This window comes from Sphingobacterium sp. UBA6645, assembly GCF_002455685.1.
In the GTDB taxonomy this organism is placed as follows: domain Bacteria; phylum Bacteroidota; class Bacteroidia; order Sphingobacteriales; family Sphingobacteriaceae; genus Sphingobacterium; species Sphingobacterium hotanense.
On sequence record NZ_DKLH01000080.1, the window covers coordinates 1 to 6287 of the forward strand.

The 6287-nt window shown below is 39.3% G+C and carries 6 protein-coding genes and 1 other RNA gene; 3 read left to right on the forward strand and 4 right to left on the reverse strand.

Annotation, left to right across the window (positions count from 1 at the left end; all coding sequences use genetic code 11):
- Window positions 1–48: 48 nt before the first annotated feature.
- Window positions 49–627 carry a hypothetical protein gene (locus B2400_RS14410; RefSeq protein WP_149525564.1) on the forward strand — a complete coding sequence of 193 codons (579 nt, stop codon included), beginning with the start codon at window positions 49–51 and terminating at the stop codon, window positions 625–627.
- A 202-nt stretch (window positions 628–829) separates the two neighbouring features.
- Here B2400_RS14410 and B2400_RS14415 read toward each other — a convergent pair whose 3' ends face one another.
- On the reverse strand, window positions 830–1111 hold the full coding sequence (locus B2400_RS14415; RefSeq protein WP_149525565.1) for a hypothetical protein: 282 nt from the start codon (window positions 1109–1111) through the stop codon (window positions 830–832).
- 476 nt (window positions 1112–1587) lie between these two features.
- On the opposite strand from B2400_RS14415, the gene B2400_RS14420 reads away from it, so the two are divergent.
- Window positions 1588–2001: a hypothetical protein gene (locus B2400_RS14420; RefSeq protein WP_293934473.1), complete on the forward strand. Its 414-nt coding sequence runs from the start codon at window positions 1588–1590 to the stop codon at window positions 1999–2001.
- Window positions 2002–2213: 212 nt separating this feature from the next.
- Here the strand turns inward: B2400_RS14420 and ssrA are convergent.
- Window positions 2214–2581: a transfer-messenger RNA gene (gene ssrA, locus B2400_RS14425) on the reverse strand.
- A 252-nt stretch (window positions 2582–2833) separates the two neighbouring features.
- On the opposite strand from ssrA, the gene B2400_RS14430 reads away from it, so the two are divergent.
- Window positions 2834–3838 carry a hypothetical protein gene (locus B2400_RS14430; RefSeq protein WP_187774007.1) on the forward strand — a complete coding sequence of 335 codons (1005 nt, stop codon included), beginning with the start codon at window positions 2834–2836 and terminating at the stop codon, window positions 3836–3838.
- A gap of 59 nt (window positions 3839–3897) precedes the next feature.
- Here B2400_RS14430 and hisD read toward each other — a convergent pair whose 3' ends face one another.
- Together hisD and hisG are read right to left on the reverse strand one after the other, a co-directional pair.
- A complete protein-coding gene (gene hisD, locus B2400_RS14435; RefSeq protein WP_149525567.1) occupies window positions 3898–5187 on the reverse strand; it encodes a histidinol dehydrogenase in 1290 nt (429 codons plus the stop codon).
- A gap of 1 nt (window position 5188) precedes the next feature.
- The gene (gene hisG / locus B2400_RS14440; protein WP_149525568.1) at window positions 5189–6040 is read right to left on the reverse strand and encodes an ATP phosphoribosyltransferase; all 852 of its coding nucleotides are present in this window, start codon (window positions 6038–6040) and stop codon (window positions 5189–5191) included.
- Window positions 6041–6287: the final 247 nt, after the last annotated feature.

The window sequence follows — 6287 nt, forward strand, 5'->3', positions numbered from 1 at the left end:
GAATTTTCGGGAGGGTTACAGCCGGTCATAAGTTAGTTGTAAAAAAATATGTTAGAATCGGCAACAATGAGAATTATGATACCTTGGACTTTAATTTTATTTCTTCTCTTTGCTAATACTGGCTTAATTGCCCAGAATACAGTTTTAACTAAAATATCGAATGCACACTTATCGGAATCCAATTATCTTAGTAATGCATTGGAAATATCTACGTATAGAGAAAACATCGGCCTGGAAAATCCAAGTGGTGCTGAAAATACTAAGAATAACTCTGTGTTCAAGATCTCGTATCTATTGCCTGGAACATCAACAAGAATTCCGGGATTTATAGATATCGGTTACAATGTAATTGATGGCACTGCTGGTGATTTTGAGTCTGGTTTTAAAAATTTTGCAGCTGCTCTTATGATTAATGGCGACGAAGAAGACTACTTGATCGAGATTTTCAAAACAAGAGTTAATAACGGTGGAATATTTTTTGACAAAAGAAATAACTCTATTATTATGCTTATCAGGTCAAAGATTCATAAAATTAGAATGATAGCGATGGTGGAATTTAATGGTCTTACAACGGAACAGAAATTAGATTTTGCGAAAGATTTTATTCTTAAATCAACTGCTAAGTGACATAATATTTACGCCCGGAACTAATCCATGTCTGTGAAAAATAATGTATACTCTATAGATCGTAACTGATTGCATATACGCTTAGTGAATTTATGTCTGCACACGCCTCAACAATGATTGGGGCCGGAGCTAGTTCCAATGCAATTAAATATTCGTCATGTGGATCATTGTCACAGTTGTTAGCTGATAGTCAACCGACTTTCTATCTAACACCATAGTTAAGATCTCTTAATACATCAACAACTCTGAACCTTAGCCCTTCATAATTTTTAATATTAAACGTAGTATCGCTGGCATTATAAACTAATCGATCGGAACTTACTCGAGTATATTTAACCATTATATCTGTAAGTTCAGATAATGAATATGTTTTGCCTTCGATATTTAAGTAAATTTCCTCAGGAGTTTTATCAGTTTCGTCGTTCTTTTTACATGAACTTAAGCCTAGCATAAGCAACATGAAGATATAAAGTGTCGTTTTCATAATTAGGTGATTTAAAGATAGCACAAAAACAGTGTAAATGAAACTTTGTAGAATTTAAATCAATAAATCTATGTTGCTATTCTAGAAGGACAAAAGTTTTAATCGGATGAGTAATGCGACAGTATAATAAACTTCCTTGGCGATATTGCTACTAGCCTTTATGATTTCAGACCCGAAATAGTATAAATATATTATTTTATCTGATATTTATATTAGAAAGCGTAGAGATATTGGTTCTTTGAGCAAAAACGCTTTTAACGCGATACTAAATTAAAAGATTAGATCCTTTACAACGTTTAAACGAAAGAAATTAATAATATAGTTTCCGACTAAATATGAAAAACTTACTAATACTATTTTTAATAATTCCTACAATATCTTTTGCTCAGTTAAAAGCTGGAGATTTTTATGTCACAGATGAAGGTTGAGTAAATTGGCAGAAGGTATATAAAGATGAAAGCGTCTCATTTGAAGATTTGATTAATACGATAAAAGGGAATCGCGTGTTTTCTGATATCCAAGTATTCGATGATAAGATTACATTTCTTGGGGATGGAATAAAAACTAATCCTTCGGCATTAGGTTTTTCTAGAATGAGTACATCATTCTATGCGCTTGGGGATATAAGAGCTTACTTTACTTTAGATTATAAACAGGGTCGATATAGGATTACAGCTGTTAATATCGCCTCAAAATCTCCTGTAATTCATTTAGGAAATCCAATGTACACGCAAGATCCGGAAACATGGCAATACTTACCAATAGAAGAATCTGTAGGGAATGGCAAAGGATTGAAGAAAGTTTTTATTAGAAAAGAAAGTGTCATAATGGGAAAGGCGATTGAAAAAGAATTTCAAATAATGAAACAAACAACTGATGATGATTGGTAAAAAAATGCTATTTACGGTGCTTGCAGTAATGCAATTTCTGTGATGATGCTCGAAAGATAATGATATTCAGGCTAATTGTGGAGCCGGAGGGATTGTTTCAGTCCCGCAATCCCGCACTCAAACCCTAAACCCCTCGATGTCGAACGCTTAGAATCCCCGTCCAACCTCTCTTCCCACAAAAAAAGCCCAACTTTCGTTGAGCTTTTATTTCCTTGTGGAGCCGGAGGGATTCGAACCCTCGTCCAAACATAGTATGATCTACGCTTTCTACATGCTTAGCTTCTCTTTAATTGTCGGGAGAGGGAAGGTGAGTCGCTTACCTATACCGTTCTCCGTAGTTGCTGTTTCTCGTCTTTGATTAGCAACATCACAAAGACCAGTTCTATTGTTCGATGCCCCGGGTGTTAGACCAAAGAACAGGATCTAACGGGACAAATAGCTATGTTAAGTCTAACTTAAGCAGCTAAGGCGTAGTTTTCTTCGCCAGTTATAAAGTTGAAAGTTCAGATTTAAGTGCTAGACTAACAATGCACTGCATGCTTACATAACCATCGCTATCCTGTCAATTCCGGTCGACCCCAGTTATGTATGGGTTACAAATGTAATCATTCTATTTGACCTCTGAAACAAGAAAAAGTTTAATTGTGCACGTCATTGCAAACATTTTTGGTATATTAAGGTTTTTAAAGTGGTAGAAACCAAAAAGATAAGCAACGCTTATTCTTTTTGAAAATTTATGACGCTTTTAAACGAATTAAACGTCTTAATCACCCAAAAAATAAGATTACATAATTATACCATTGGATCACTGAAACGCAAATTATTAAAGAATATGGCAGAACCAACAAATGCTAATAATCCATCGACCCCAGCTGTTGATGATAAAAAAGAAACGACTACTGCAGCTAAACCTGCTACTAAATCGGTAGCAAAACCTGCAACCGCTGCTAAAAAGCCTGCAGCACCAAAAGCTACTACTACAGCAGCGAAACCTGCAGCAAATAAAACGGCTGCTGCAAAGCCAGCAACAACTGCAAATGCTGCAAAACCAGCAGCTAGTACAGCGAAAGCAGCAAGTTCAACTACGGCTAAACCTGCGGTTAAGTCGACAGATGCTGCTTCAAAACCAGCAGCGAAAACAGCAACGGCTACTAAGCCTGCTGCAAAACCGGCTGGGGCCGCAGCAAAACCTGCAGCGGCAAATGCAGCGAGTACGCCTGCAAAAGCGCCTGCTACTAAAGCGGCCGGAAGCACGACAGCTGCTAAGCCAAAGGCAGCACCTGCGAAGCCAGTAACTTCAGGAAACCAAGCGACCAAGACAACGGCAGCATCGAAAGCAACCCCTTCCTCCACAACCGCTAAAAAGGCGGCAGCACCAAAGACTGACGGCGATGGTCTAGGGGCTAAGACACCCGCACCAAAAGCAGCATCGGCAAAACCTGCAACTACAGAGAGCAAGCTCGAAACAAAAACCGTAGAGAAGGCACCAGCGGCGCAAGAAGCTAAGTTGGAGAAAGAAGCTTCCTACAAAGAAAAAGCTCCTGTAAAAGAAGTTAAAGTTAAAAAAGACGATAAGAAGAAAGCGAAGGCTGCTAAAGCTGTAAAAGAGGATAAAAAGGCGAACGATAAAAAAGTCGAGAAGGTTAAGAAAGACAGCAAGGATAAGAAAAAAGCAAAAGTTTCGGCAAAGAAAGTGAAAAAAGTAAAAGAGGAGAAGCTGAAAAAGCAAGATAAGAAACAAGCTAAATCTTTCGGTAAACTAAAGAAAGCTATCTCTGAAATCTATAATAAGATTGTTGGAGATGATAAGAAAAAAGGTAAGAAGAAAAAGAAATAAGAAACCTGCATTTCTTAATATAAAAAAAGGAGTCACAGTTTGCTGCGACTCCTTTTTCTTTATGCTTTCTTTCGAATGCTTACCGCATTTTTATGCGCTTGTAAGCCTTCTAATTCCGCCAATATTTCGACTGTCGACCCGATCTGTTCTAGGCCTTGCTCGGTGATGTGCTGAAAAGTTATCTTCTTGACAAACGAGTCTACAGACACTCCAGAATAGGAGCGTGCATAGCCTGATGTGGGCAAAGTATGATTCGTTCCGGATGCATAGTCACCCGCGCTCTCTGGTGTCAAATGTCCTAAAAATACCGATCCCGCATTTTGGACCTTATTAACCAAAGATTTCCACTGATCCGATTCGATAATCAAGTGTTCCGGAGCATAGGCATTCGAGAAGTTCATACAACTGATCAAATCATCACATACGACTATGTAGGAATTATCCAGCGCCCTTGCTGCCAGCTCCTTTCTCGGAAGGATAGCCAACTGCTTGCTAAGTTCCTCGTTCACTTGTGCTGCAATCGATGTTGAGCTCGTTGCTAACACCGCCTGACTATCAATGCCATGTTCCGCTTGTGCTAATAAGTCCGCCGCGATATAAGCCGGATTCGCAGATTCATCCGCAATAACCAATACTTCAGAAGGACCCGCCGGCATATCAATAGCCACATCGGTAATTCCTTGAATAAGGCTCTTAGCTTTAGTCACGAACTGGTTTCCGGGTCCAAAAATCTTATTTACCTTCGGGATGCTCTCCGTGCCAAAAGCCATTGCAGCAACCGCCTGCGCACCACCAACTAAATAAACGCGCTCAATACGTAAAAGCTTCAAACAGTATGCTACGAAACCGTTAATCTTGCCGTTATTCTGTGGCGGCGAACAAACCACTATTTCTTTACAGCCGGCAATCCGTGCCGGAATTCCCAACATCAATAGCGTGCTCGGCAAAACCGCGGACCCTCCAGGAATATAAAGCCCCACCTTCTCGATGGGGCGCAATTCGCGCCAACAGCTAACGCCAGGCATCGTCTCTACCGTGCGTTCTCTTTTCGTCTGATAGGAGTGGAACTTATGGATATTCTGAAACGCGATTTCCAATGCGCGCATCTGGTCGCGGGAAATTCCCATCGCCAATTCTTCAATATCAGAAGCGTCTAAATATAATTTTTCTAATTCAACCTTATCAAACTGTGCAGCATAGGATTTCAATGCGGCATCGCCATGTGTCCTTACCTCATTGATGATCCCAGACACAGTATCTTGGATAGCGTTATTCGGGTCCGTGTTTCTATTGGTAAGTTCTTGGATCTTTGCTTGATCAAGCTGATTATATGAATAAGTCTTTAGCATATTACATTATGATTTTTTCTATCGGCATCACCACGATTCCCTGTGCGCCGGCAGCTTTCAATTTATTGATTTTCTCCCAAAAATCATCCTCCGAAATAACCGTGTGTACAGCAACCCAACCTTCTTCCGCCAAGGGAACAACTGTAGGACTCTTAACACCGTGCAATAGTTCGGTAATCTGCTCTAAATTTTTCTTTTCCACATTCAAAACCACATATTTGGTCTCTTTCGCACGCAATACCGATTGAACACGTTGCAGCAGTTCACAAATAATAGGATTCTCTTCAATGCCATCTCTTGCAATCAGGATCGCTTCTGAAGAACGAACATCGGCAAATGGCTTCAAGCCATTGCTTTTTAGAGTTCCACCCGTAGAAACTATATCACAAATAGCATCGCTCAAACCCAATCCAGGCGCAATCTCTACCGAACCAGATATCTCTTGAATATCTGCCTTGATCTTGAAATCGTTAAGAAATTGTTGAAGGATGTTAGGGTAGGAGGTTGCGATTGATTTGCCGTTTAGGTCTTCAAGGCGTTCGATCGGAGAGTCTTTGGCGATAGCTAATTTTAAAGTACACTTCCCGAAGCCCAAGCGTTGCAGATATTGAACTTTAGACTGCGTTTCGTCGATCACATTTTCACCGACTATACCTAAATCGGCAATACCTTGTTCTACATATCCTGGGATATCATCGTCGCGAAGGAATAAGATTTCAAGGTTAAAGTTAGATACAGTGGTGATGAGAGAGCTTTTATAGTTTTCGAAATCTAGTCCACAGTTTTTTAATAGTTGTACAGATTTCTCATTTAATCTACCCGATTTCTGGATAGCAATTTTCAGATTTTTCAAAATGTCGGTTTTTGTAAGTAAAGAATTAATAATAAAATACGATCCGGGGGGAATGTTGCCTCGCGTAGAGCCAATACTAATATCTATCGCCACAATGGCGATGATGGATACTGTAATGGTATGTGCGAGTGATCTTCATATTATTAATGAAACAAATGTAATGTATCAGCCTTTTTTATGCAAACTTTTTTAATATTTTTTATCCTTTTTATGAAATTAGATATGAAACAGACATTAGATATCAGAT

Coding starts and splice junctions, on each gene's coding strand:
- B2400_RS14410 (WP_149525564.1), top strand. CDS start 49: ATGTTAGAATCGGCAACAATGAGAATTATGATACCTTGGACTTTAATT.
- B2400_RS14415 (WP_149525565.1), bottom strand. CDS start 1,111: ATGAAAACGACACTTTATATCTTCATGTTGCTTATGCTAGGCTTAAGT.
- B2400_RS14430 (WP_187774007.1), top strand. CDS start 2,834: ATGGCAGAACCAACAAATGCTAATAATCCATCGACCCCAGCTGTTGAT.
- hisD (WP_149525567.1), bottom strand. CDS start 5,187: ATGCTAAAGACTTATTCATATAATCAGCTTGATCAAGCAAAGATCCAA.